Genomic DNA, 26,460 nt, shown 5'->3' with positions numbered 1-26,460 from the left:
CTAAAGCGGGAAAAGGCTTTCCCGCTGTTTTATTATAAAAGTCGAAACTTAGAACCCGGTTTCATAATCAATATGAGCAGAGTTTGTCGTCTCGTATGTACCATCAGTATAAAGAATAGTTGCAGTCGCATTGTACTGACGATAAGCACGAATGGTCATGTTACACGTCGTACCACCGCTGCAGTTCGCATCACCATTCCAAATTACTTTACTAATCGCTTTAGTGGCATTTGCGATATAGAACTTACCTGAAGTTGAATTACCGAAAGAAAAATCAATTCCAGAACAATAGCTAGTATTGTTACCCCACACATTACCGCCTGATTTCACGTTCAAAGAGCATTTTAAATCTGCCGCTTGCGAACTAAAAGACAGGCCACCTAGTACAACCAATACTGAAGCAATTAATGTTGATTTCATTATTATTTCCTTTGATTAAGAATAAGTTAAGTAATTTTTAGTGACCAGTTTCATACGAGATACGTGATACATTCGTTTCTTCGTATGTGCCATCTTTGTATAAGATAGTCGCCGTTGCTGTATGTGTTTGATACGCATAAACAGTAAGTGCACATTCAACACCTCCGGAGCAGTTTGCATCACCATTCCAAATCACTTTGTTAATCGGCTTGCTGATATTCGTTAAGTAAAATTTACCTGTAGTTGAGTTGCCAAATGAGAAGTCCATACCAAAGCAGGTTTGTCCGTTACCGATGACGTTGCCACCTCTTTTCACTTGTAGGTCGCAATTCAACTCTGTTGCGCCAACGCTGCAGGTACCAACTAGTGCAATAGCTGCAAGTATCTTAGTTATTTTTTGTTTCATCTTGCTCTCCTTATATTTATTATGTTAACAACCAAGAAACCTTGGTTAAAAAATAAACTACACAATAAAAATAAAAAATTCAATTATTTTAACCCAATAAAAACATAAAATTCACAATAAGTTCAGAAGGCCATGTTCATTCGACTTGATGGCAAGGGATTTAAACGCTGAGAGTCAGCTGTAGAGATTATCGAAATAATAGACTAAATAAAAAAAGGCCGCAGCGGCGGCCAAACACATCATGGGTAAAACAATGAAGGGATGTAAGTGTGAATACACAGGCCATTCTATGCGAATAACCATAAATTAAAATCACATTATAAAGATTGTTATCATCGCTTTTTTCGAACAGTCAATTTTCTACGACACTCGTGATACAATTGCGGGATTAAAAATTACAACTAATTAACCATGCCATTACTTTGGATTGTTACTTTACTTTGGGCGTTCTCGTTTTCTTTAATTGGTGTCTATTTGGCAGGCCAAGTCGATGCTTGGTTTAGCGCTTTATCTAGAACCTTGCTTGCTGCAATTGTGTTTATTCCATTTTTGAAATTGAACTCAGTGAATAAAGAGTTGATAATCAAGCTGATGGCAATCGGTGCAGTGCAGATTGGTCTGATGTATGGCTTTTACTATCATTCTTTTTTATACCTAAGCGTACCTGAAGTGTTGCTATTCACTGTGATGACACCCATCTATATTACTGCACTCAATGATTTACTAAACCGCTCGTTCAATGCCACCTTTTTGCTGTCTGCACTCATAGCTATCATTGGTGCAATCACCATTAGATTTACAGAGCTTACTAGCGATTACCTTTTTGGCTTGCTACTAGTGCAAGGCGCAAACCTTTGCTTTGCGATAGGCCAAGTAAGTTACAAACGCTTAAGTAACCATAACCAGCTGGTACACCACCAAAGCTTCGGCTTTTTCTTTATTGGTGCGTCCCTCGTGCTCGCCATTGGATTTATGTTATTCGGCAATCCCCAACAACTCCCAAGTACGAATCTACAATGGGGAATACTGATTTATTTAGGCTTGATTGCTTCAGGCGTAGGATATTACGTCTGGAACTTAGGACTGACCCGCGTCTCGGTGGGTGAACTCGCGGTAATGAACAATGTGCTGATCCCAGCTGGGATCATTGTCAATTTGCTGATTTGGAACCGAGAGGCTGACCTCGTTCGCCTTGGTATTGGTAGTGCTATTATTTTTGCAGCCCTTCTGTACAGCAAACTCGGAACTAAAGGCGAAAAATGAGTAGAATAGTACAGCTCTTTCCAATCTGGGCCGTTATTTGCTCAATAGTTGCCTATCTTTTTCCAACTCTATTTAGCGCGTTTAAAGGCAGTATTATTCCGTTATTAATGTTGATCATGCTCACAATGGGTTTAACCCTCACTACAAAAGACTTTTTACGCGTGCTTGACAACAAAAAAGCCATTTGCGTTAGTGTACTGCTTCAATTTACCGTAATGCCGAGTGTTGCCTACTTGATTGCAACCACAATGAGCGTAGAAACTGACTTATTAATTGGTATGATTTTAGTGGGCACGGTTGCTGGCGGCACGGCTAGTAACGTTTTGTGTTATCTCGCCAAAGGAGATGTCGCGTTATCGATTTCTATGACCGCGATTAGTACTTTACTCGGCGTGTTCTTAACGCCACTAATTACCACATTGATGATTGGCCAGATGGTTGATATTCAGTTTTCTGATATGTTGACGAGCCTGCTAAAAATTGTGCTATTTCCTGTGGCTGTGGGCGTTGCTTTCAATACCTTGTTTGCCAAACCACTAGCGCACTCTATTATCAAAACAACTCCGATACTGCCGTTACTTTCAATGCTTTCAATCGTTTTTATCATTGCAGTGATCGTTGCTCTTAATCAACCAAAACTTGAAAGCATCGGGCTCGTTATGCTGGTTGCCGTGATCCTGCACAATACTACAGGGCTACTTTTGGGCTATTTCATTCCGAAACGGCTCGGTTTTGACGAGAAGGTATGTCGCACCATGGCCTTTGAGGTGGGCATGCAAAACTCGGGGCTTGCTGTTGCGCTTGCCATGAAGTTCTTTACTCCTACAGCGGCCGTAGCAGGTACCCTATTTTCTATCTGGCATAATGTCAGCGGCTCAATATTAGCAGGAATATGGAGACGAAGCGCCACTAGCTCATCTGGTAACAATAAAGCCTAATATCAAAGGTTAGGCTTTATTGTAATTGCTTATAAAAGTGAATTTTGCAATCCGATGAGCCGTTGATTTGTTCACAATTTACAATCTGGTAATCGCGGCTTATTAACATCAATAGCATGTTTTTGAATAGGTTTCTCGACTTTACTCTAATGGCACCATAGCCTTGCGCTTTGCACCAAGTTTCTTGCATCACCAACAGCTGCTTGGCAATACCTTTGCCGCGATATTCGGGGATGACCGCGCCTAACCAGCTATAAAACTCGTTGTTTGGCAGTTCGTGACCTAGCTTATACCCTACAGGCTTGCCTTGAGCGTACGCCACCAGTAACAAATGCTGTTTATCTCGCAGTTTGTATTCTACTTCTTCACGCTTTCTTGGCGTAACAAACTCAGGAATTTGGTTTTCTATTGTCAGTAAGTCATCTACCGAGCCAGTTTTAAATTCTAACTTCATTTTAATGTCTGTGTAATTGAAAAGGTATCGCCAACAGTCACTTCGGCATATGCGCCGTTAATCAGCGTTAAATTCGGCGCTTGATGGCCTATATCCACATCGTATAGCACGGGGAAATCGCAACCAGTAAAGACTTTTTGCAATGCATCTAGGTGCGTCCAGTCGCTATCTTTTGCTAGTGGCTCTGGATTTCGACCAATCAAAACTCCAGCGACTTTCGAAAACCAACCTCGTAAATTAATACTTTGCAGCGCACGATAGTATGCTGCTGGCGGCATTTCACCATTTTCAAAATATAAGATAATCGACTCATCAGGGTGCGCCTGTGAAAAAGCGTCCAGATCAAAATATTCCGTACCAGCCAATAACATGTGAATATCCAAACAGCCGCCTAATAATCGACCAGCAAACTGCTGCCGGTGATTGCCATTGGCCAAAATACGCCATTGAGTGCTCGCGGATAAGTTAAATCCAGCATCGGGAAAGTCAACAAAATTGAGTGGCTCAGCTTCAAAATGTGTCGAGGGAAATTGCGTGAAAGAGTCCTTAGGCGCACGCCTCAAATAGTCAAAAAGTCCAACCGTTAAAGGGTCTTGTTGATGCACATTTAATTGCATAAGGTTAGTTGCATGCACACTTGCCCAGCCTAGTTTGCAAGTCACTGCGCTCAGCAAAGTGCTGACATCAGAGAAACCGATGAGCCATTTTGGCGGAGCATGGGCCAACTTTTCCCAATTAAGTAATGTCAGTAAATCCATTGCGATTGCACCGCCCCATGGCGGCATAATCGCGTCTATTGTGTCATCGAGTAAGTATCCCATAAGCTCATTAGCACGGGTTTTGACATCCGCGCTAACGTAGTTGTGGTTATCGCGCAGGCATTCACCAACCACGAGTTCAAAACCTTGTTGCGTTAGATAATCCAAAGCGTTGTCTAGTCTCGCGTGCATAGCAGCAGGTACGCCCGCTGAGAATGCCGTGATCGCAATTTTACTGCCCGCTTTCAACGGATTGGGATACTTCATCATGATTTCCGTTATTTTTTTGCTTATCCTACCTGAATTTCCGCTTTTGCATACTTCAAATTCTCCCGTTTCGGGCGAGCGATCAAATATAGAAAGGTTAGCGGCCCCAAGCGTCCAATCAGCATTAAAAAGATGATTACCGCTTCACCGGGTGCGGACAATGAGCCAGTGATCCCTCGAGATAAGCCAACCGTGCCTAATGCAGACACCGCTTCAAACGTGATATCCGTTAAATTTGCCTGCTCGGTGATCGTTAAAATAAGGGTTGCGAGCATCACGGTAAAAAAGTACACCACGGTGAGACTAAGCGCCTTAAATACCGTTTCAGGCGAGATCTGTCTGTGTCCGATAGCGACTTGATCTCTGCGTCTCAGATAAGCGTAAGTTGCCATTAATAGCACCACAACCGTGGTTATTTTAAGACCACTGGCCGTACTCATAGAGCCGCCCCCTATTATCATTAACCAAATGGTCAGCACGGTACTTTCGTCATTCACCAGCGCAAAGTCGATACTGTTAAAGCCCGCTGTCCGTGGCGTTACCGCTTGCATCCAGGCGGTGCTCACTTGCTCAGACAACGGCAAATTTCCAAGGGTCTCTGGGTTATTTGCTTCAAAAAGCCAAAATAAGCTAAATGCCAGCACATTTAACACCGCTGTTGCTATCAACACTAACTTAGTGGCAGATCCAAACCGGCTCCAACGGCGTCTTTTCACTACATCCATCAACACCACAAATCCAAGTCCGCCAATCACAAATAATCCCGATATCACAAGATTAACGACCCAATCACCACGAAAACTGGTGAGGCTGTCATCATGCAATGCAAATCCCGCATTGTTAAAAGCCGAAATAGTGTAGAAGAAGCTTTGCATTATCGCATCACCAAGCGGTAGCGTTTGATACCAATGGGCAAGCAAAATGGTAAATCCTATCGATTCGATGATCAGTGCATAAACTAACACGCATTTGGCTGTATCAACCAACTGATCAAATCGAGCTATGCCAAAGCTTTCTTTTGCGATAAGTTGTTTACTAATGTCCATTTGCTGCCCCATCCCCCGCAGCACCACAACCGTAATGGTCATAAAACCAAGTCCACCGATTTGAATAAGACTAGCAATAACGAGATGGCCAAAGGTCGTAAAATCATTTGGCGTACTCAATACGGCAAGTCCTGTCACCGTTACCGCGGAAGTTGCTGTAAATAACGCTTGCATCACTTTGATGTCTTGGGTGTGTGCTATCGGTAGCAACAACAAAATAGTACCTAAAGCTATCAGCCCACAAAACCCAATAAACAGAACTGCTGGGGGGCTTAACCTAAGCGGCTTTTTGCGGGCTTTGGGCTGGCTACTTGGATAGGGATAATAATGGGGACTCCATGTTTTCATTACGCCCCCAGTTTTAGCGCGATAGAATTTAACGCTTTTAACTGACCGCTGAGGATCACTTTATCATCTTCGTTGATCAAAAATGACTCTGCCGGATTGCTATAACACGCTTTGCCGCGCTGTACTAACACAGCCTTGATTTCGCCCTTTGCACGCTTTAATAGCGTTGCCAAAGACTGCCCGCAGCTTAATTTATTCACGATGACTTCCACCATATAAAAACCATGCCCCAATTGCATATATTGATTGACCATGGGGTAATTCAGTGTTTGTGCGACCCTGATCCCCATTTCTTCTTCAGGGCGGATCACGCGTGTTACGCCTAAACGAGATAAAATTGTATGATGCGCTTCTGAGCTGGCCTTAACCCAAATTTGCTCAACGCCTAAGTTCTTTAACGACAGTACACATAAAATGCTCGATTCTAGGTTTTCACCTATGGCGACCAATACCGCTTTGCTTCTCGTAATATCTAGTTGGCGTAATGCCGTTTCATCGGTCGCGTCTAAAGAGGTGGCATAATCAATATGCTCAACAACTTGGTTCACCACACGTTCGCGACTATCTACCCCTATCACTTTGTTTCCAAGCCGCTTTAATTCCAAACAAGCCGCAAAACCAAATCGACCTAAACCAATAACTACAAATTGTGCCATAACAACCTCTATATACCCCGTTATGAGAAATGCTTATTGAGCGGTAAAAGTAAAAACCGATAACCAACCCCGGGCTCAGTTTCTATGATTTTTGGTGTAGCAGCATCGTCACTGAGTTTCTTACGTAACTGGCTGACCACAATCCGTAAATAGTGACTATCTTCCACATGGCTTTCGCCCCAAATTTGCTTTAATAAGGTTTGCTGACTGACTAATTCTTGTGCTCTTTGTGCAAGCATACTAAGTAGTGCAAATTCCTTTTTCGACAGTGCTAATGGTGCGTTATCCATAATGACTTGATGCTTTTGTAGATCTATCATCAACTTGCCGTAGTCAATGGCGAGCAAGCGTTTGTTCGGTACTAAATCTCGTAATAGCACTTTGACGCGCACTATTAGCTCTTTGATGCTAAAAGGCTTCGTCAGGTAGTCGTTTGCGCCGCCCTCCAGCAGTTTAATCTTCTCAGCCTCTTGATCTCGCGCAGTTAAGATCAATACAGGTAACTTGCTGGTTTCTCGGATCTTCTTCAAAATGCTATATCCATCAAAATCTGGTAGCCCGAGATCTAAGATAACTAAGTCTGGCAGCTCACCTTTTAACACCGACATGGCTTCCTTTCCAGTGCTGGCTTCCATATAATTCAGCCCTTCAGCTTTTAATGCTAAGCGGATAAAACGACGGATCTCTTCTTCATCGTCAATCAATAAAATGGTGTGAGTCATCAATGCGCCTCCTCTTTTGGCAAACTAACTTCCATTGTGCAGCCTTGCGTCGTCGGCAAAATGCGAATATCACCGCCGTGCGCACGAATAATACCTCTTGCCACACTCAGCCCTAAGCCACTGCCACCGTCTTTACTGGCGCTTTGCCGAAACGAGCTAAAGGCGGTAAAGACTTCTTTTTGCCGAGCAACGGGGATCCCAGGGCCGTTATCCTGAATAAATATCAACAACGCTTGCTGCGTTTCTCCAAAGGAAATCTCAACCCGCTCTCCATCGGGACTAAAGGTGACTGCATTTTCAATTAAGTTAAACAGGGCTTGTTCAATGAGTGCAGCTTGTATCGTGAGAATTGGACTCATATTCTGTGGCATTCTCGAGACGCATGGCGCGCCTAGCCGCAAAATCACGTTATCAATCAAGACATCAATAGACGTAGGTTGCTTCAAAAGCGAAAGCTCATCCCCTTGATGCTGTAACTTGGTGGCTTGCAAAATATTTTCGATATAGCGAAACAAACGGTGGCTTTCTGATCGTGCGGACCCCAACAGCTCATTTTGCTCGTCTTGGTCTAACTTATCACGATAGGTTTCTAGCGTTTCGAGCGCTCCTATCACCGCAGCGAGCGGTGTGCGTAGATCATGAGAAACCGACAACAAGATATTGGAGCGCACATTCGCAACTAAAAGCTGCTGCTTTTGCTCTTTGATATAGCTCGATAAATAGCTGGTAGCTAATGCCACCGCGATAAATACCACTAAATTGACCACGTCCTCGGTGTTATTCATATGAAGCGTGTATCTGGGCTCTGTGATAAAAAAGTTGAACACTAGACTGCTAACAATCGCCACTCCCAGCGCCATCCAACGTTTTGCGATGAGCGACACAACAACAACCCCCAACTGCAATACCAACAATACACTGATCGCCGAATGTAGCAACGAGTCTAAGGCAACGGCAAAGGCACTGGTTAACAGCAAAACCAGAAAACTCACGAGATACTCGTTCTTGGCAATAAATCCATTCTCGGAAAACATAGTGACTCCAACTTGCGCTATGTCTTTATTCTATCCTTGTCGAAATTTCGCTGCCGTATAATTTGCGTAAAATTTACTTAGCTTTAGGCTATTTAGCACAAGAGCCTGTTTATCTATCAAGTTTGTTTTTGCATATTGATGATAAAAAGGCTAAGCGCATATCTGATAAAGCCATTGTGATACGCTGGCACAAGCTGTTCAAAAGCAACTGGATAACTTAGAAATTCATTGAAGAATGGCCGAGAGCGAGTACTGACCACTTATTGTAAAACACTCAAAAAACGACGGCGCACAAACCTAGCAAATTGTGAACGTTTGCTGGCTAGACCAAATAAAGGCTTTAGCAATAACGCCTCAAGCTGCGCTAGCCGTAGCCTCCCCCATGCCGTGCGCGATAAGCTTATTTTGACGTCGAGAAATACGTAAACGCCAAAAACTCGCTTATTTTAGAAACACTTTTGATATGAGTGATGAACACTTGTTTGTAATTCTAAGTCGAAACTGCCGTAACTATGGTGAATAGATAATTTTGGGTGTCTGTATTGTTTTTAGTATCGTTTCCAATTTTATCCGCTTTCAAGCTATTTGTTAGCCGACACTATTAAACTGCATGATCATCAACTGCTTTTTGAAGAAGAGTAGCTAACTCAAAAATGAACTCCATGTCTTCAAAGTTCGATTCATAGCTTAATTCTCTTGAAGTAAGCCCTCGATGCGCAATTTGATGCCGAGATAATAAGATTCCATCAAGCCTTTCCTTTGCTTGAACACGTGAAAAATCATCAGTATCCCAACAAGTCGTAACTTTCGTTAATCCGAAAGCATCTTTAAGTAATTGGTCAATATTTTTTGTATTGGGAGTGTTAAACCTTTTCAGTTTATTTTCAACATTCTGAGCAAGTAAATCGTCTAAAGGATAAGGCCCGCTATAGGACTTTATGTCCGTAAATTTTCGACGCACGAGAGACTCAACAAAATCTTGCCAATACGCAACCAAATGAAACACGTAAGTTTGGTTTAGATATCTAATTTTGCTGTCAAACTTGCGTGTTGTTTCGATGTTCAAATCATTTTGAATATGCTGTACGTACTTTAACCTCACTAACTGGCGGCTAAACATTTGTAACGGAGACTTTCTTAAATCAACTTTCATTTAAAACCTGCAGAATGCAATAGCGGCTAACACCTTAATAAACGGCGGAAAATAGCTGGCTAAACTAAGCGAAGAATGAGCGCAAGCCAAGCGTTTTGCGTCCAATTGCCATGATGGCCTTGTTAGGTATACATTCTTCAAATGGATTTAGTTACTAACTTACGTCCCTTTTTCACTAGGCCAACCGCTAATGCGAAAAAAAGTATATTTGTGACTATAAGACCAATTACAAATCCAATTTGATAAGCAGAATTTTCTGCGTCTGTTCCCCAAAACACAGGCATTGATGTTAATACATTTAAGAGCGATATTGCTCCAAACACATAACCAAGGACAAGTAGAATATATCCGATAATTTTAGATGACTTCAACTTACTTCCTTGAATACCTAGACATAATGACTCCCACACGGTGCTAGCCTCCGCTTTTTCGTGGGTTAGCTTAATACAAAGCCAGAGCCATAATTAGTTTGTCAAATAACTAAACAGCAGAGGCCAGCATGAACAAACATAGCATACTTTTTATCGGACTTGATACACATAAAGAATTCAATGAAGTCGCCTATATTGAAGACTATCGAGGCGCACAACCTGTGCACTTTGGCAGAACACCATCAGCTAAAATAGCTGTTAAAAAACTAGTTCGTCATTTTGAATCTAAATGCCCTGATGCAACGCTTCACTTCGTTTATGAAGCTGGCCCCTGCGGTTACTGGATTTATCGGTTAATTAATAAATCGCTGACACCCACCACTAATTTGCACCCTCTAAATATACCGCCTAAGCTTTAATTCTGCACTCAAAGGATTGAGGAAACCAAACTATGGCTACTGCCCGTTAAAGACAAATCAGTTTAACCGACACCAAATATTATCACTGTATCTCCCGTTGCGTAAGGCACGCCTTTCTGTGCGGTGAAGATAAATTTACCGGAAAATCATACGAGCACCGCCGTGATTGGGTTGAAGAAAAGCTCCTGATGTTAGGCTCCGTGTTTTGCATTGATGTCTGTGCTTATGCCGTGATGAGTAATCACACCCACATTGTTTTATATGTTGATGATAAAAAGGCTAAACGCCTGTCTGATAAAGCAATTGTTATTCGATGGCACAAGTTGTTTAAAGGCAATTGGGTAAGCCAAAAATTTACTGAAGGTGAGCCACTCAATGAGTCGGAGCAGTTGATACTCAATGAGCATGTCGCCAAATACAGAGAAAGGCTCGCAGATATTAGCTGGTTTATGCGAGTGCTTAACGAAGACATCGCCCGCCGAGCAAATAAAGAAGATGGCTGTACAGGCCGGTTTTGGGAAGGACGATTCAAATCCCAAGCATTACTAGACGAGGCTGCACTGGCTGCTTGTCTAGCATATGTAGACTTAAACCCCATTAGAGCCAAAATCGCCGCAACGCCTGAAACCTCAGACTACACCAGCATCAAAAAGCGCATCGACCACGCTAAACCAAAAAGCCTACTACGCTTTGCTGGCAGCCCACGAAAACATATGCCTAAAGGCCTACCTTTTGAACTCAAATCCTATATTGAATTGGTTGAGCTCACGGGCAAATGCATTCGCGCCGATAAACGAGGCTATATCTTTGAGTCACAACCCATACTCACTCGACTCAATATAGAGCCTGAGAACTGGATAAAACTCACTACGCAATTTTCTCGGGTATTCCACGGTGCAGTTGGACGAGAACGAACAATAACCGCTTACTGCGAAACACTGCAAAAACGACGACGGACAAACCTAACAAACTGCGAGCGCTTATTGGCTTAGCAAAACGAACACTATCAACTCGAAAATCTATAACTGTTGTATTTACAGCGCTTTGTCGTGCGCGATAACTCGGTTTTGATGTAGAGATACGCTTGAGCGCTAAAAAATAACCTATCGATAAACGTTTTTGGCCAAAGTGACGGCTGTGCTTTCATACTTTTTTACTTCACCTCCTCAGCTTTGATGTTAATAGTGATGGGTGTCGCTTATTTTCCTTGGCTAAACTAAGCGAAGAATGAGCGCAAGCCTGCTGTTTTGCGTCCACGGTTTAATTAATTTGTTAGAGTTACAAAACATCTTTTTTGATTGAGTGTGCTTCAAGTTCCTTTGCTATTAAATTTCGATCCATATCTTCAGGTAATAAGAATGTGATTTCACTATCATCAGTAAACTTAAAAACGATGCCGTTAAATATAAACCTGTACGAAGAGATCAGCTCCCAAGGTATCGAAGTTATATTATCTGCTTTGATTCTGACAAGGCCTTTGGGACCGGAATCAATTTTAACTGGTGACAGCCACGTGACCGTATACAAAACCCAAGCTAAAGTGAAACCTAGCACAGGAGCAATCCAAATTGTTTTAGCTAGATGACTGATAAAGTCATCTTTAGTCAACAGGCTTACAACTGCCAAAAAAACGAAAAACAACGTCCATAGTAAGCAGCTTATTAACACCCCCTTTGAAATGAGGCTATATTTCTCTTGGTTTTGGATTGATTTAATCCAAGGTTCAGTCCACTTCATTGCCTGATTGTAACCCTAACGCCCGAATAACAGGCTAAAAAATTTTGGCTAAAATAGCGAGGCACGAGCGGAGCCAAACTTTTTTAGTCCTTGTTGATTTGTTTGTTATGCCTTTTAGCACCTTAATTAAAGTCGCTTTCAAAAAAAACTGACTTTAAGCTATTTAAATTTCTTACATTTAAATTAGAAAAAGAAATCATAGAGTTAACTACTTTACCTGAAAGGTCAGTATATTCTTCGTTACAATATTTTTTAACAGATCCATAAATGTTCCCATCATTAAGCATAAAGCGATCTAAAATTGAAAACCTTAATTGATGAAGAATATTTGATAGTACCATATGAGCGCACACATCAGTTTTTGATGGACTATAACCTTTATAACGCATGTATAAATCAGAAGAAAACCCTATTGAGTATTTTTCAAAATCCAACAATACGGCCAACGAGTTTGGGGGAAATAGAAACCTTGAACAAATGTATGTAAGCATATCAACAAATTGCATTATTTGAGCCATATCTGACTTAAAATCATCTTTCGGTAGCCGCTGAATGCTATTTATAAATGAATCATTATATTTGTCATTTTGAATTTTTCTAAAGCAATTTGAATCTAGATTATCAAAAATGATATCTGATGGAATACCGCCAAATAGTTGTAAAGACTCTTTGATACCACGAAATGTACTTTCATAATATTTAGGTATAACTTTTTTTCGTTTTATTTTTTGAAAGCTTGGATCATCTTTTTTAAGGTATGAAATATGTAAACAGTAATACTTACGAAAATGATCTAAAAAGCTTGAAAAAAGTACCCATCGAGCAATTGCATCATCTTTTTTCTGTCCGACCCCTATAACCCTAGAGTCTTTAAAAAGGTATTTGCCATCAGCCTTTATGTACCAATTATTAGGATCTAAATCAGGAATCAACTCCTTTTTGTAATCTCTAAATTTGGAAGCCATAATCGGAATATACATAGGTAGAGTTGTTATACCTACCAATGAGAATGAATTATCACTTGGCTTCTCATCAAGTACCGTAACTAAAGGATTTTGAGATGTAGAAGCCAACCTTAAAAAAGTGTTCCCTGCACTTACTTCATCTAACATTCTTAAATCCAACGTATTTGGTATGTTAGATTCATAATTACTCTGATGTTTAAAAGTTAACTCTGGAACTTTATCTAAATCAAATTTTAAGTGTTCCATATTTCAATATCCTTGCAAAACTACAGAAAGGTATAACGCCCCGCTAAGGGGCAAATTGAGTGGGCTATACTTGCGCGAAGCGCCAGCCCGCGAAAATTTGTCCCGCCAGCGAAGCTGGCTAACTTGAGCGACTTGTTAGGCAGCATTTCAGTAACCCTCTACAGTTACCTTTAAAACCATTGCACCCAATGCTTCTGATTCATTGAATTCCACTATAACTTCGCTCCCACTCCCGTCATTACCATAATGGAAAGAAAACGCAGCGTGTTCAATTTTAACTCCTGAGGCAAAATGGGTGTCAGGAGAAAGGCAAGAAACTACGCGCAATACATTGTTTCCAGCAAACTCAGCAGAACCGTATTTCATCAATGCCTGGCACGCAACCGAACCTAACTCAAACCCATAAAAATCACAGCGTTTATTAAATAGCACTTGTAGTGGCAAACTTGCTCAGGAACACCTTTGAAGTTGCGCCCCCAAACCGTTGAGAATTCTACATGGCGTGATTCACCTGGCGCTACTGATTCAACAAAAGACTTTAGAGAATCGCAAAGCACCTCAGTCTCACTATCCCCCCAGGAAGGACTAATAGAGAAAGCCAGAAAAATTGAAACAACCGAAGTGCGAGAAATACCCATATGCTGCCTAACGCTCGCATTTGCGGCTGATTTGGAGCACAGCGGAAAATCTGTCCGACAACATGCGTTTGTTATACAAATTTATACCAACCCAATTTGCAGCTCGTCGATTGAAGGAGAGACACCTCTCCCCCCAAGGTAAAAACGTGCTATGCCTTCGTGAGGCTTCATAAAGCTCCGGTACCTATGATGAACCAGACAAATATTATTTAGATTAATTTCAAAACAATCGAAGGAATAGCTATTAATCGACTTTAAATATTTTTCGTAACTGAATGGCAGCTTTCTTTTCAGAAATGCAACTGTACAATGAAGCAATATATGATTTTCTTCAATTTTAGGTTTTCTAGACCTCAATCTAGAGATGCTATCGAATGAGTTTGAAACTGGTTGAATAAACTTGTCGTGATATGTAGAGGTAGTACTTATCAATCTCCCCTCGACAAAAAGATCCGTTCCATCTTCAGACACCCCCAATCTATCCATGCATACCTTAATGCCATCAATGTTGGTAGAAGCATCAGAAACTTTTTGAGCGATTTCCTTGATACTATGCCCAGGAGTGAGTAACTTTTCTTTCTGTATTGGGCCGGTAGGACTACTTCTGCATAATGTTATGTGTGTAACATGCAGTTGCTCAGGGGAGAGAAATTCAAAGTATTTCATGCGATCAGATGAAATCGATTTACTAAGCCCCCCTAGGTACTCAAAAAATCTATTTACTTCACTCTGAACTTTAGAAATATCTTCCCTTTGCAGAAAGGATGCTATCGATAGCCCCCATCTTTTCTCCAAGTTCTGTATGATATTTTCTACTGAGTCGCTCTCGCAATGAGAAAAATCAATGGTTACATTTTTAATCATATTTTCCTCATAAAAAATATACAAGAATTGACAATGTGCCGTATATAACCAAAACCGCATTTAGTATTCGATTTGTAGACCAGTATTCTGAGTGTACTGTCTGGTTTAACCTTTCCTGAAAATTACAGCCAATCTCGCTTTCTAGATCTACAAGGTAATCCGATACGCTCTGATTAATACTTCTATATCTTCCATAGAGCAATATTCCTAACGACAAAACCAAAAGACCAAAAAGCCTTGTTATCAGACCCATTAATTCATTTTCTTGATTCAATCCAAATACAAGTATTGCTGAACTAGCTGTAACAAACAAAGAAAGCACACTCCATTGTGTAATGCCTATGCTTCGTTTGTACTCAATTGTCTTGAGATATAGATTTTCTTTAAACTGAGAGTTGCAATTCATTTCTTTTTCCTGGGATGATTTTTTTAATAACCTGATAGGAAGACAGCCTAATATCTTGGTAATAAATTATATCGACACAATTAATTAATATATCGTCGATAACGATTTTTCTAAATTCTTTTTTTATTGTGCTTATATAGGACGCATCAGTGAGATCACTTTTACCGATGCACCCTAATGTACACCAAGCATGAGATTGGACCCTGACATCAATATCAAAATTCGCAAAATATTGTTCAAATGTCCTAGTATCAATTTTTCTTTCTATATCCAGTAATTTGAAGGCCGCCCTTATGGCACCATCCACTCCAACTTCGATACCTTGAAATGAGGCTAAGATATCACTATCTATCTTTATTGAGCGTGCGGCTTCTTGAATCGACTCTAAATCCAAGGGATGATCCTTAGACTTTCCTCTGATAACTGTGATATGTAGACTGTCAGAAGAAAACCAATCAATACCGTCTAATACTTTTTGTGACAATTGACTGGGAATTTCAAAAAACACCTTGTGTGCCAAGCATGATTTTTTAGCAAAAAAAACGCCCGACACTCCGTATCGTTTCTGTTGTCTTCGCAACCTCCAAAGGTTAGATTTGTGCTCACATATCATTGTTTACGAACTCATGAATAGAGTTACAAATAGTAAACATCTCGCTCACCCCAGAAAACGTATTTTCAATCACTAATTTCTTTTCCGCTTTGTCAAATAGCTCTTGGTTCTTTAATAAAACATCTCTATTTTTACTAGTTGACGGTTTGTTCTTTTCCTCTCTAGAGTGTTTTGCTGAATCAGCTGGATTTGCAGTAATGAATACAGTTTTTATATGGGAGTGGAGATCCAACAGAGCCTTAGCTCCTGTGTTCCTAAACATTAAAATACCGATAGATCCTTTATTTATAACTCTGAAAATGTCTTCAACAAGGTAACCGTACATCCCCCTTTCCTTTTCACAGAAAAGCATAAAGTCATTATTTTTTATCATTGACTCGTATCTATCTTCCGAAATATAGCTAAAATGACCTGAACGATCATCGCTCCGTTTATACCGGGTCGTATAGTTTCTTATGATTTCATACTGAGGCATTTTATTTAGGATCGAGGAAATTGAAGATTTTCCTGATCCGGACGGCCCAACAACCAAGAGTATATTACCTGAAATATCTTTTGCTCTTCTTCCAAACAAATATTCATGTGCATAAAAATCACCATAGATCTCTCTCATTGATTAATCCCTATATCAGGAAATCCATATATACCTTTCATTCACTGGTCATAGTCGGCTGTATAACGCTTTGCTAAACGGTGGAATAAACTGGGGTGATTTTTGCCTGCGAAGCAGAAAAGCAAAAAGCGCCACAGTTTATGGAATCCGTTTTGAGCAACTTGTTATATTTCATTAACTTGCCATTCAATTTGTTCTTTTGACACAATAACTTGCAGATAGTTACTTGTGACACCTTTTTCAGACAATAATACATGATCAAATGGTGCACTAACATCAAACCATTCTCCAGAAGTGGATACAAAACCATCAAACTCAAACTTTGAAAGGTCTACTACTTTCCCACTTATCCAGTCTATAGCCTGTATTTTGGCAACACATACGATTTCATGTGTTGGAACCGCATTATGGAAGAACACTCTGCTATGTTTGTCTGTTTCATAATCACTGCCAGTTCCGTAAATAGCTAGACTTTCATTCGGATTGCAAACGACGCGTTCAACAAGTAGCTCCCAATTAGATTGAGCCCAATCGTGAAAATAGTCCTCAAACGTAGCTGCGAAATCATTGGGTCGGTTTTCAGCCTCTTTTGCATATTGTTCGTATGCTAATTTAATTGTTTCAAAACCGGAAACCAGGTGATTTCTAAAATTCTCCATTGCCGGTGCTATAAGCTCTACATTCATAAATTTAGTCACAAGGCTCGATTGAAATATAACAATTTAATATCGACCCAATGGGTCGTTTATCTACCGAGTCATGGGGCATTATTCTCATTGTACCAGTTCTATCACAATAACTAACTTGTTGCTACAGATATATTTTTCATCATTATGAAAAGGATGAAAACGACCCAGTGGGTCGTTTTCTTGACTATAGGAGAAACACGCCAATACTGTATATAAATACAGTTTTTTTTAGAGCTAATTCAATGAGAACTCGTTCACCATTTCTAAACCACATCGCAGAGTTTATGCTGACTAAGCAATATTCGCTCAGAACAGTTGATACATATCTTAAGTGGATTTCTTCCTATATTCATTTTCATGATAAGCGTCACCCAGCTTCAATGGGCGATAACGAGGTTGTCGAATATCTCGACTACCTTGTGCTTAAACGTAATGTGTCGCCTAAAACACAAGCGACAGCGTTAAATGCATTATCTTTTCTGTATAAGCAAATAATTAAACAGGATTTGTGCCCCAATCTAACGTTTATCAGAAGCAAGCGCCAATCTAAGTTGCCAATTGTTATGACCCCCGAGGAGGTTAAACGTCTCATGTCGTTTTTAAGTAAACGATATTATTTAATTTCAGGCTTAATGTATGGTAGCGGCTTACGTGTAATGGAAGCTGTTCAACTACGAGTTCAGGACATTGACTTTGACTACAAGTGCATTCGGATCTGGAATGGAAAAGGGAATAAACATCGGGTGGTTACTCTCGCCACAGAACTTATACCTTTGCTAAGAAATCAAATTGCTCAGGCTGATGAATACTTAAAATTAGATTCCCAGAATGAACGATATGCAGGTGTTTGGATGCCAAACGCACTAGCAAGAAAATATCCTAGCGCCAATAAGTCAATTGCTTGGCAGTATCTATTTCCCTCATATAAGTTAAGTGCAGATCCTGAAACTGGGGAGATCCGCCGACATCATTTTCATCAAACAGGAGTACGTAAAGCGGTTAAAGAGGCAGCCAAAAAAGCACAAATAACAAAACCTATAACGCCCCACACTTTTCGCCACTCTTTTGCTACACACCTGTTACAAAGTGGGGCAGATATTAGAACAGTACAAGCTCAGTTAGGCCATTCAGACGTTAAAACCACTCAGATTTATACCCATGTTTTACAGCAAGGCGCAAACGGTGTTGTAAGCCCTTTGAGCAAAATTTTCTAGCTTGTTTTGGGGCATAAATGAGTTAGTGGAACGTGCGCTTTGTGGAACAAAAGTAACATTGACGACCGTCTTTTGTTCCACAAAGCGCATGTCAGGTAAAGTCTCGCCCCGTTATTTTTAAACGGTGAGATTCGGGTATGGGCTACTACATTTTATACTTGGTAAAAAGTACAAATCCCAGCAAACAATAATGATCACGGTAATCAAGTCGTGCCAGTTACAGGCATATCCGAATCAAAGCCAACACTGGTAAATAGGCTATCTAATTCAAGCTCAAAATCTTTGCGATTAACATCCAACGCTTTTAATGTTGTTCCGCCAAGTAACGCCTCTTGGCCCTTTTCTAGGCGTGCATGTAAACTTGCAATTACCGCACGAATGCGATCTCTATCTTGCTGCGCCAATGCTTTTTGACTTTCAGTTTCATGATCAAGCTTTGCCAACATTTCCAGCCGCTCAGAGAGCTCCTTGTACGCTAAAAAATCTAACTCTAAATTTTTAAACAGTAATTGCTGCGCTTGATCTTTACTACTGATATCAACCTTTACAGGCCCTGTCATTATATCAGCCAACAACGCTCGGAGCTTTTCGTAAGCAGCCTCATCTTGAGAGTTGATGTTTGTAAGGTCGAATAGAACTTCGTGATCCGCAAATTGGAACTGCAGTAACGTTTTACTTTTTTCATATAGCGACGTTTCACCAGACGAGCCACTGCTCATGGCACTCATAAAGTTTTGTTTAAAGGTGTGAGCACGACCCCCACCTGCAGTATGGTGATTGTCATTTACTGTAAGCTGATTATGAGCGCTCGGGATCACTAGTTTATCTCGCTCTAAGGGTGAAAAGTTCAGTGAAGTAGGCTCTATGAGCGCTACTTGATGTCCAGTTAAAAACGTTGGCATTGGGCAAGTCTAAAAAAACAATCTCGGTGAGGGATCTTTGCAAGCATTATTCCAAATAAATATTTTCAACAATCAGCCGATGAATTGATATCAATAGCCACTGAACACGGAAATATTTCATTTTCTTAAATAACACGTACAGCTTCATGGGCAATTCATTGCCGCTTAGGTACGTTAGATTGCCCTATTTGAAGGCTAAATGGCAACGAGTCTACTGCTGAACAACTTGCCAAGCCCGTACTTAAAAAAGAAACGCCGCAGTAGCAATCAAAGCGGAATTTGGTATAAACCTTGCTGTATAAATATCAACCACCCAATGGATGTGCTTAATCATGAAGTTGACGAAGGAAGAATTACAATTCATTAACCGAACCCTAGCCGGTAATCGCGTTGCAGGTTCGCTATTGCCGGAAGCTAGGGATCAAAAGCAGCAAACTCACAGCGAGATTAAAAAGTTACTTGCGAGTATTTCAAATAGTTCTCAGTTTAGTCTCGTTGCCAAAAATGCCAACGAGCAGGTCGAGTTTCCACTTAGCGACCTATCGGCATTGATGGAGATTTTAGACAACAACTTAGAAGCCCCTAATATCGTGGAAGCCGCTAACTCTAGTGCCCCACGTAGTTGGCGTACCTGCCCATCAACACCGGTCAGGTTTAGATTGTCCCCTCAAATGATGCCGTTTAACATGGTCTCCATATCCCAATCCGGTGGACTGATTAATACTTTTCCCTACCAAGCAAATGCAATCCAAATTAATGTGATCAGTCGGATAGCTAAATTATATCTTGCCGACCCTATTCCACTGTTTGCAAACGTCCACTCGATAAAGGTGACAAGCCCATTGGAGCTCGCCGTATCCTTTGCAATGAATAAAACCGATAACGAAAAACTCAAAGCATTTATTCTTCATAACTACATACAGCGCAAGGGGTTAGATTAGTTCAGCTTGATAAGCGCGAACTGGCGATCCCCGCTCCCTATGCATATTATGCGATCATTCCTGATGGGCACAAAGATAGAGCGCCGACCAAGAAGTGCTTACAATGGCTACAAGGATTGGTAAATCACTCGTATGGCGAGCAGTAAAAAAGCACAGCCAAGAATTTTATCAATCACAGCTCGCTTAGCCGTTAAATCGAATTTATCTCTTGCTGAAGCACTCAAAATTGAGACAATAAAATACCACAACGCATCTATCGTTAGCACGGTGATACACATGATAAAACCTACCGTTAAAGTCATCTTTTCTGGGTCGATAAACTGCGAAAAGAGCGCAACGAAGAAAATAGCTAACTTCGGATTCAAAAATGCAATTGCAAAACCATCCTGCGCTGCTTTGGCATACGACGTTGCCACTTGAGACTGTGATACCGCCAACCCTTGGCTCTTACTCATTAGGATTTTTATCCCCATCCATGCCAAGTAGGCAGCACCACCGTAAACCAAAAATTGATATACAATCGGAAATTGATGAATAAGCCCTGACAACCCTAAAATTGCTAGGCTGGCATAAATCCCAACTCCCAAGCCATGCGCAAGGCTTGCGACAATACCGTGTTTGGCACTATGAAATAGGCTATAACGCAAGACAACCGCTAAACTTGGGCCTGGTGACATCGCACCAAAAGCACAAATAGCAGCAAGGCTTAACCAGGCTGTAAGCTCCATAATTTTTCCGTAGAGAATTGCAAAACGAGTAGGATAACAGATTTGAAAAAATAGATGGCACTTTGTAAGTAAAAAGGAGCTACCAGCCCCTTTCTACGTGTTTTTTATACAGACTGCGTTTGTAATTCACATTCTGTTTTATGCTGACCAATAAACCAAATGCTGTTGGCTTCGCCATAGTAAGCTCTATGCTTCGTCTTATCTGCCATTCGCCAAAAAATAAAACCTAGGATCATAGCAGTTAACTCTAAACCAATAGAAGACCAAGCTGTCGCAGGCCAAATACCTAGACTTGGGATTGCAAACGCAATGACTGAAGTCAGTGGCAACGAGAAGCACAAAATGGCAATCGCCTTTTGTGACCAAATTGCCGTTTTACTCATACCGATAACGAATGCTGCAATCAAGGTAAAACCAAAACACAGATAATAGACCCACATATACACAACATTGATGTTTATTGTGGTCAAGGCGGCCCATTTTGTTACAGCAAACGCGGCAGCTACACCAAGTAATGAGCCCATTGCCACGCCAATAGTCAATTTACCCATCACTCGGGTTGATTTTGACTGCTCCGGCTGCTTTTGCTTACGGCGCTTCTCAAGCCACAATAAGTTACCCGTATAAAACAGCACTGCGCCTAAAATACCCATAATAAAATAAGCCCAACGACCAAACTCACCACCGTAACTCCCGAAGTGAAGACCGAATAACGTGGTCACTACCGCCCCCCATACCCCTTGCGCATCATCTGCAACACTGCTTGCTGATACTTCAAATGTGTAAGGGTTCATAAACAAATAGTCAGTTTTAGGTCCACGCATCAAGTGTTTATCACTTAACAGTTGAATTGACGCAGAAGGCATGGCGCTATTTAATCGACTCAGGGTTATACCTTTGACTTGGTAGTCAGGTGCGTAGTCTTTCGCTTTTTTCAAAATTACGTCGAGACTTGGCAAGTTTTCAACCTTGTATTCAACAGCTGAGGGGGCTTGACGTGAAAAAAGAGGTTTATCTCCATATAATTTACCTAACCCATCGTACAAAATATCGTGGAATGCGAATACAATCACAGTGATGGCGATAATAATATGAAACGGTAAGCTAGTGATCCCAATTAGGTTATGAGTATCAAGCCAAAAACGGCTCGCGCCTTTTTTATCTCTTAGGGCAAAAAAGCTTTTTACTAAGCTCGGCAATAAGAAAATAACGCCCGAAACAAGCGCAATAAAATACAAAATTGCCGCAATACCGAGTACATAAACCCCTGCCTGATCATGGCCAATTTCCCCCGCAATGCCTGCACTGCGGTGAAGATAATCCACTAGTGATGATAACTCATTAATATAGCTGGTATGCGCCTCAAGCTCCCCTGCTTCATTTAAAGTGCCGTGCCAGAGCGTTTTATCAAGGCTCAAGCCCCGAGCGCCACCTTGCTCATACCAATTAACTGGAGAATTGTCTGCTTCGAAACTAATATTGATACCACTTAGAGCTTCAGGATGTTGTTTAAATACACGGTGGATAAGCGCATCATATTGGCTGGCATCGACTTGAGGCAAATGGTGAGAAGGAGGCGTTGCCCACTTGTCGATGCTACCTGCAAACATGGTGATAGCGCCAGCAAAGAAACCGATAAACAGCAGTAGACCGGTCGTTACTCCCGTCCAAGTATGTACACTTTGATAAATCCTTAATATATCGGCGCGGATCTTCATGCCATCCCTCTTACAACAAATAAAATAACGTAAACAACTAAATTAGCGCCGCCAAGCCAAAGTACTGCTTGTTTTGAGTTTTTGAACATAAAAACAAAACTCAAAATGAGCAACCAGATAGGAGAAATCATCCACATGCTAAATTGAGTCCGCCAACTTTGTCTTGCAGGAGTTAGCGTGTCCATCAAACCATCACTGCCCACCCAAGCGAAAAGACCAACGATCCCAAAGCTTAGTGCCAAGCCAAGTATGACACCTGCAAGTGTCTTCCCCCACCAGTCAGGCTGGATTTTATCAGCATGTGACAACCTGCTCATTGTGATTTCCTAAAAAGTATTAAAATGGTGAAGGGAATAAGCGCGGTAAGTACCATGACACCGATAAGCCAACTAAATACGACCGCAGCACCAGTGAAAATTTGTATTGCAAAAATGAATGTAATTGCCAGAAGAATGTAGCCAGCAGTTCTAGCATTGTTTGGCAGTGGTCGCTTTAACAAGCGCTGATGCTTGTTTGTGCAGTAAATTAACGTAATTGCAAGGCTCAGAAGAGCGACAAAAAACACACTTAACAAGGTAAAACTCCGTTTTACAATTAGATTGAGGATTAAGGTGAGATTAAGATTATAGCGAATGTTTTATTTTCAGCAACACAAAATACAATTGATATGATAATCATTTTTATTACATACAAGATATAACGAATAGCCTGATACTTCTGGATGCAACGGTCAGCTAATAGCGGCCACATTGAATTGATTTATGTATAAACGTAAAACAGTCATAATATGTTCTTTTGTTGCGCTTTTTCCAATCTATCATTACGCTTAGAGAAGGTAATTTAGGACAAACTTGCCGATGCGCATTTTTTTTATTTTGCTACTAACTCTCTCCAGTATTTGTACTCAGGCAAAAACGGATAGTCGTGCAGTACACATTTGCTTTGAACGGTGGTGGCCTTACAGCTTTGTTAACGAGCAAAAACAAGTTCGGGGCATAGAGGTTGATATAATTAAATCAGCACTTATAGGTACTCCCTATCGAGTGACATTTCATGAACTTCCTTATCGTCGCTGTTTAGCAGGCGTTGCCGATGGTACATTTGATTTTACCTTACATGTGGATGAGGCCGATGGCTTTCCAATTATCGATGTGTCATTCACCACCTGGCTGCTTTCTCTTGCGGTAAAACAAGGTCGCTTCAGCAACCCTGATGACTTTTATCAACTTGCCGCCCCAAGAGTCATGATCTCAGAGGATTACAGCTACCCGGAAGCGGCTGTACAAGGGCTGAAAAAAATCAACGCAGCCATTGTCAGACGTTCGTTTTATGAGCAAAACCACGACGACGGAAAAAAGTTTTTTAGCGTACTCAATAACAACAGAGTTGATGCAATTTTAGTCGACAAAGTGTGGGCTTTAGAGATGATCCGCCGCCATCAACTCGAGGTCACTTTTTTACCGCGTCCCTTTCATGCTGAGCAGCAATTTATGGGATACAACATCGCGAACCAAACTATGGCGAGGCGTATCGAGTCGCTCTTAGAAAGGGTTCCAGATAAAACAATTAAAGCTATTGAGATTAAATACTTAGGCGATGATTTTTAATTCTCAACGCAATAATTTCATGTTCAAATAACAAACAAATAACCACACTACGATGATCTAGTCCTACACTTATAATATCCGTTTATCCATTTGCATAGCACTCGAAGGAGCTCATATGAAATCCTTATTTTCTTGGCTCATCACATTATTATCTTTGATTGTTCTTGGCGCTTGTGGCTATTGGTTTTGGCTAACGAGTGAGCAAGAAGAAATTTACAGTGTAGAAAGAATAGCAAGCAGCGAAAGTAATCCTATTCTTGAGTTTTATCCGCATATTTCAAAAGTTAACAGGCCCGTCGATACCTTCGTATTTCCGATTGCGCTAGGAGATATTGGTCCGAATACCAACCTATACTCTGGCCCTAACCAATATCCTTTTTACTGTATGACTCTGGACTCTGGCCTTGGTCAACCAGAAATAGATAACCACTCGGGACTCGGTGTGCCGGTGATGGATGAGCTATCAAACCAAGTACTTGGTTTTAGTAAAGATTGCATGGCAAAAACGCGTTTACGCTACTTTGCGATAACTTCTGACAACCAAATCAAGCCGCTAGACGAAAGAAATAAAGCGATAGACACAAACTTACTGTTACGCGTTGAGCAAGGCACCATCAATCGCTTCATTTACACTATCGTTATGCCAATTACAGTTGACGAAGTGGGTGATAGACAGGCTAAGTCTCAATGGAATAACCGGCTTATCTACCAATTTAATGGCGGTTCAGGGATTGGCTTTAGACAAGGTAGGCAAAAACCGGAGCGTGTAATAGATAGACAGCTAGAGCAGTTAAAGCTTGGCTACGCAGTTATAAGCTCTAGTGGCAATAAAACCAGCTACACCTACAATATGTTACTGGCCGAAGACACTGCAAGACGGGTGAAAAAGCAATTCACGAGTTTATACGGAGAGCCACTCTATACAGTTGGGATTGGCGGCTCTGGCGGTGGGCTCGCTCAATATTTGATTGCACAAAATAGCCAAGGGATCTTAGATGGCCTTATCCCACTTTATAGTTACCCTGATATGATCACCCAAACCACTTACGCGTTAGATTGTGATTTACTGAATAATTACTTCACCTTTAGAGCCAATGACAGAAAAGCATGGCGTGATTGGACCCGCCGCCGCCATATTGAAGGCATGAATGCAATCAACGACTTTCCGCAACGAGCTGGTTTTTTGCAACCTCTCAACCAATTAATGTCCGGGTTTGCGCCCTCCTTTCCTGACGGCAATAGTGAATGCATCAATGGCTACTTTGGATTATCTACTTTTATTAATAATCCGAGGCAAGGGTTTTTAAGGGCCTTTTTTGAGGATGAGGTAGTAGAGAGAACAAACTGGAGTTACTGGCAAGACATGGCCAACGTATTTGGCACGGATCAATCAGGCTTAGGATTAAGCACTTGGGATAACGAAGGCGTTCAATATGGACTAGAAGCATTAAAGGCTCAGCAGATCACGATGGCTGAATTTATTGATCTCAACAAAAAAATAGGCGGATGGAAGCCCCAAAACCAAATGCAACAAGAAGAAATTGTATTACCGTTTGGCCACAAAGTACCTATTTGGCTCACTCTTTGGGGCAATCATAATATCACCACGCCAGATGACAATGGTATAGCACCAAGGCACAGTGGCAGCCTTGCGGCGATGGAAAAAGCGTATCGCTCTGGACAGGTATTTATTGGCAAGGTTGATATCCCTATTATTGATGCCAGACATTATCTTGAGAACGAGTTAGATATGCATCATATGTCTGCTTCATTTTATACTCGATTGAGAATGTCCGCCGCTGATTCAACCCCAGAGAATCAAGTGATTTGGGTTGCACATCAAGCGTTTAATCCAACTCAACTCGCATTTGAAAAAATGGATGAATGGTTACTCAACCTCAAAGCGCAACCGAATTTATCCGTTACAGACGCAAAACCGAAGACACTTGCTGATACGTGTTTCGACGAACAAGGTAAAGTCATCGCCAGCGGCAACGCAGTGTTTAATGGTATCTGGAATAACCAGCCGCAAGGAACTTGTACCGCCAGATATCCAATGTTTTCTACCAGCAGAATTCAAGCTGGTGCAAACTGGGCTGGTGATATATTTAAGTGTCATAAAATTTCGATTGAAGCGGCGCTCGCGCAAGGGATCTACGGGGATGTAGATATCTCAACACAACTCACCACACTTAAACAAATTTACCCTAAGGGCGTATGCGATTATAGCCAGTCCGATATGGGTAGACCGCAAGATCTTGATTGACCATGAAAATGTCGCAGCTTAGACTTAAAACTTACAGGAGAGCAACGGATTAGAATTA

At 41.2% G+C, this 26,460-nt stretch carries 28 protein-coding genes and 2 pseudogenes; 9 read left to right on the top strand and 21 right to left on the bottom strand.

Going from position 1 to position 26,460, the window contains the following annotated elements:
- Positions 1 to 48: 48 nt before the first annotated feature.
- Both QSH61_RS19855 and QSH61_RS19850 read right to left on the bottom strand, forming a co-directional pair.
- A complete protein-coding gene (locus tag QSH61_RS19855) occupies positions 49 to 420 on the bottom strand; it encodes a hypothetical protein (protein ID WP_174169317.1) in 372 nt (123 codons plus the stop codon).
- Between the two features lie 37 nt (positions 421 to 457).
- Positions 458 to 826 (bottom strand): hypothetical protein, encoded by a 369-nt coding sequence (locus QSH61_RS19850; protein ID WP_102057963.1) that lies wholly within the window; start codon positions 824 to 826, stop codon positions 458 to 460.
- 411 nt (positions 827 to 1,237) lie between these two features.
- Here QSH61_RS19850 and QSH61_RS19845 point away from each other — a divergent pair, with 411 nt between their 5' ends.
- Both QSH61_RS19845 and QSH61_RS19840 read left to right on the top strand, forming a co-directional pair.
- Positions 1,238 to 2,089 (top strand): EamA family transporter, encoded by an 852-nt coding sequence (locus QSH61_RS19845; RefSeq protein ID WP_206471922.1) that lies wholly within the window; start codon positions 1,238 to 1,240, stop codon positions 2,087 to 2,089.
- Positions 2,086 to 3,027 carry a bile acid:sodium symporter family protein gene (locus QSH61_RS19840; RefSeq protein WP_206471921.1) on the top strand — a complete coding sequence of 314 codons (942 nt, stop codon included), beginning with the start codon at positions 2,086 to 2,088 and terminating at the stop codon, positions 3,025 to 3,027. Before QSH61_RS19845 ends, QSH61_RS19840 begins: the two co-directional genes overlap by 4 nt.
- 16 nt (positions 3,028 to 3,043) lie before the next feature.
- Here the strand turns inward: QSH61_RS19840 and QSH61_RS19835 are convergent, their stop codons facing one another.
- From QSH61_RS19835 to QSH61_RS19810, 6 genes are read right to left on the bottom strand one after another with little or no spacing between them, the layout of a single operon-like run.
- On the bottom strand, positions 3,044 to 3,481 hold the full coding sequence (locus tag QSH61_RS19835; RefSeq protein WP_206471920.1) for a GNAT family N-acetyltransferase: 438 nt from the start codon (positions 3,479 to 3,481) through the stop codon (positions 3,044 to 3,046).
- On the bottom strand, positions 3,478 to 4,509 hold the full coding sequence (locus QSH61_RS19830; RefSeq protein ID WP_286124237.1) for a S66 family peptidase: 1,032 nt from the start codon (positions 4,507 to 4,509) through the stop codon (positions 3,478 to 3,480). Before QSH61_RS19830 ends, QSH61_RS19835 begins: the two co-directional genes overlap by 4 nt.
- A gap of 20 nt (positions 4,510 to 4,529) precedes the next feature.
- Positions 4,530 to 5,900, bottom strand: a complete 1,371-nt coding sequence (locus tag QSH61_RS19825; protein ID WP_206471918.1) for a TrkH family potassium uptake protein — start codon at positions 5,898 to 5,900, stop codon at positions 4,530 to 4,532.
- The gene (locus QSH61_RS19820) at positions 5,900 to 6,556 is read right to left on the bottom strand and encodes a potassium channel family protein (protein WP_174169323.1); all 657 of its coding nucleotides are present in this window, start codon (positions 6,554 to 6,556) and stop codon (positions 5,900 to 5,902) included. The genes QSH61_RS19825 and QSH61_RS19820 overlap by 1 nt, the downstream gene beginning before the upstream one ends.
- A gap of 20 nt (positions 6,557 to 6,576) precedes the next feature.
- Positions 6,577 to 7,278: a response regulator gene (locus QSH61_RS19815; protein WP_206471917.1), complete on the bottom strand. Its 702-nt coding sequence runs from the start codon at positions 7,276 to 7,278 to the stop codon at positions 6,577 to 6,579.
- Positions 7,278 to 8,312, bottom strand: coding sequence for a sensor histidine kinase (locus tag QSH61_RS19810; protein WP_010605285.1), 1,035 nt, complete (start codon positions 8,310 to 8,312; stop codon positions 7,278 to 7,280). The genes QSH61_RS19815 and QSH61_RS19810 overlap by 1 nt, the downstream gene beginning before the upstream one ends.
- Before the next feature lie 122 nt (positions 8,313 to 8,434).
- Between QSH61_RS19810 and QSH61_RS19805 the strand changes: the two are divergent.
- Positions 8,435 to 8,530, top strand: a pseudogene (locus QSH61_RS19805) (transposase); the annotation flags it as partial.
- Positions 8,531 to 8,913: 383 nt separating this feature from the next.
- Here the strand turns inward: QSH61_RS19805 and QSH61_RS19800 are convergent.
- Together QSH61_RS19800 and QSH61_RS19795 are read right to left on the bottom strand one after the other, a co-directional pair.
- Positions 8,914 to 9,465 (bottom strand): HEPN domain-containing protein, encoded by a 552-nt coding sequence (locus tag QSH61_RS19800; RefSeq protein ID WP_206471916.1) that lies wholly within the window; start codon positions 9,463 to 9,465, stop codon positions 8,914 to 8,916.
- Between the two features lie 137 nt (positions 9,466 to 9,602).
- Positions 9,603 to 9,836, bottom strand: a complete 234-nt coding sequence (locus QSH61_RS19795) for a hypothetical protein (RefSeq protein ID WP_206471915.1) — start codon at positions 9,834 to 9,836, stop codon at positions 9,603 to 9,605.
- Between the two features lie 128 nt (positions 9,837 to 9,964).
- Between QSH61_RS19795 and QSH61_RS19790 the strand changes: the two are divergent.
- Together QSH61_RS19790 and QSH61_RS19785 are read left to right on the top strand one after the other, a co-directional pair.
- Positions 9,965 to 10,195: pseudogene (locus QSH61_RS19790) on the top strand (IS110 family transposase); the annotation flags it as partial.
- A 116-nt stretch (positions 10,196 to 10,311) separates the two neighbouring features.
- On the top strand, positions 10,312 to 11,247 hold the full coding sequence (locus tag QSH61_RS19785) for a transposase (RefSeq protein ID WP_286124436.1): 936 nt from the start codon (positions 10,312 to 10,314) through the stop codon (positions 11,245 to 11,247).
- Positions 11,248 to 11,533: 286 nt separating this feature from the next.
- Here QSH61_RS19785 and QSH61_RS19780 read toward each other — a convergent pair whose 3' ends face one another.
- From QSH61_RS19780 to QSH61_RS19750, 7 genes are all read right to left on the bottom strand, one after another.
- Positions 11,534 to 11,992: a hypothetical protein gene (locus QSH61_RS19780; protein ID WP_174169333.1), complete on the bottom strand. Its 459-nt coding sequence runs from the start codon at positions 11,990 to 11,992 to the stop codon at positions 11,534 to 11,536.
- A gap of 122 nt (positions 11,993 to 12,114) precedes the next feature.
- Positions 12,115 to 13,203: a hypothetical protein gene (locus QSH61_RS19775; RefSeq protein ID WP_206471914.1), complete on the bottom strand. Its 1,089-nt coding sequence runs from the start codon at positions 13,201 to 13,203 to the stop codon at positions 12,115 to 12,117.
- A 147-nt stretch (positions 13,204 to 13,350) separates the two neighbouring features.
- Positions 13,351 to 13,647, bottom strand: coding sequence for a hypothetical protein (locus QSH61_RS19770; protein ID WP_206471913.1), 297 nt, complete (start codon positions 13,645 to 13,647; stop codon positions 13,351 to 13,353).
- Positions 13,648 to 13,922: 275 nt separating this feature from the next.
- The gene (locus tag QSH61_RS19765) at positions 13,923 to 14,705 is read right to left on the bottom strand and encodes a hypothetical protein (RefSeq protein ID WP_206471912.1); all 783 of its coding nucleotides are present in this window, start codon (positions 14,703 to 14,705) and stop codon (positions 13,923 to 13,925) included.
- A gap of 383 nt (positions 14,706 to 15,088) precedes the next feature.
- Positions 15,089 to 15,664, bottom strand: coding sequence for a hypothetical protein (locus QSH61_RS19760; RefSeq protein ID WP_206471911.1), 576 nt, complete (start codon positions 15,662 to 15,664; stop codon positions 15,089 to 15,091).
- 49 nt (positions 15,665 to 15,713) lie between these two features.
- Positions 15,714 to 16,337, bottom strand: a complete 624-nt coding sequence (locus QSH61_RS19755) for a hypothetical protein (RefSeq protein WP_206471910.1) — start codon at positions 16,335 to 16,337, stop codon at positions 15,714 to 15,716.
- 164 nt (positions 16,338 to 16,501) lie between these two features.
- Positions 16,502 to 17,035 (bottom strand): hypothetical protein, encoded by a 534-nt coding sequence (locus QSH61_RS19750; protein ID WP_206471909.1) that lies wholly within the window; start codon positions 17,033 to 17,035, stop codon positions 16,502 to 16,504.
- Between the two features lie 233 nt (positions 17,036 to 17,268).
- Between QSH61_RS19750 and QSH61_RS19745 the strand changes: the two genes are divergently transcribed.
- Complete coding sequence (locus tag QSH61_RS19745; protein WP_130165411.1) at positions 17,269 to 18,240, top strand: integron integrase; 972 nt, start codon at positions 17,269 to 17,271, stop codon at positions 18,238 to 18,240.
- Between the two features lie 203 nt (positions 18,241 to 18,443).
- On the opposite strand, the gene QSH61_RS19740 is transcribed toward QSH61_RS19745, so the two are convergent.
- Positions 18,444 to 19,142, bottom strand: coding sequence for a hypothetical protein (locus tag QSH61_RS19740; RefSeq protein ID WP_174169335.1), 699 nt, complete (start codon positions 19,140 to 19,142; stop codon positions 18,444 to 18,446).
- 332 nt (positions 19,143 to 19,474) lie between these two features.
- Between QSH61_RS19740 and QSH61_RS19735 the strand changes: the two genes are divergently transcribed.
- Positions 19,475 to 20,083 (top strand): hypothetical protein, encoded by a 609-nt coding sequence (locus QSH61_RS19735; RefSeq protein WP_010605268.1) that lies wholly within the window; start codon positions 19,475 to 19,477, stop codon positions 20,081 to 20,083.
- 107 nt (positions 20,084 to 20,190) lie between these two features.
- Here QSH61_RS19735 and QSH61_RS19730 read toward each other — a convergent pair whose 3' ends face one another.
- From QSH61_RS19730 to QSH61_RS19720, 3 genes are all read right to left on the bottom strand, one after another.
- Positions 20,191 to 20,811, bottom strand: coding sequence for a LysE family translocator (locus tag QSH61_RS19730; RefSeq protein ID WP_206471908.1), 621 nt, complete (start codon positions 20,809 to 20,811; stop codon positions 20,191 to 20,193).
- A 104-nt stretch (positions 20,812 to 20,915) separates the two neighbouring features.
- Positions 20,916 to 22,529, bottom strand: coding sequence for a PepSY-associated TM helix domain-containing protein (locus QSH61_RS19725; RefSeq protein ID WP_206471907.1), 1,614 nt, complete (start codon positions 22,527 to 22,529; stop codon positions 20,916 to 20,918).
- Entirely contained in the window at positions 22,526 to 22,846 is a 321-nt protein-coding gene (locus tag QSH61_RS19720) for a hypothetical protein (RefSeq protein ID WP_010605265.1), read from the bottom strand. Before QSH61_RS19720 ends, QSH61_RS19725 begins: the two co-directional genes overlap by 4 nt.
- Positions 22,847 to 23,386: 540 nt before the next feature.
- Between QSH61_RS19720 and QSH61_RS19715 the strand changes: the two genes are divergently transcribed.
- The gene (locus QSH61_RS19715) at positions 23,387 to 24,136 is read left to right on the top strand and encodes a substrate-binding periplasmic protein (protein ID WP_102057944.1); all 750 of its coding nucleotides are present in this window, start codon (positions 23,387 to 23,389) and stop codon (positions 24,134 to 24,136) included.
- A gap of 115 nt (positions 24,137 to 24,251) precedes the next feature.
- Positions 24,252 to 26,402, top strand: a complete 2,151-nt coding sequence (locus QSH61_RS19710; RefSeq protein ID WP_206471906.1) for a DUF6351 family protein — start codon at positions 24,252 to 24,254, stop codon at positions 26,400 to 26,402.
- Positions 26,403 to 26,460: the final 58 nt, after the last annotated feature.

The sequence above is a fragment of the Pseudoalteromonas sp. JC3 genome (assembly GCF_030291895.1).
In the GTDB taxonomy this organism is placed as follows: Bacteria; Pseudomonadota; Gammaproteobacteria; order Enterobacterales; family Alteromonadaceae; genus Pseudoalteromonas.
Note: the sequence above shows the minus strand (reverse complement) of the source record. Positions and strands in the feature narration are given on the sequence as shown.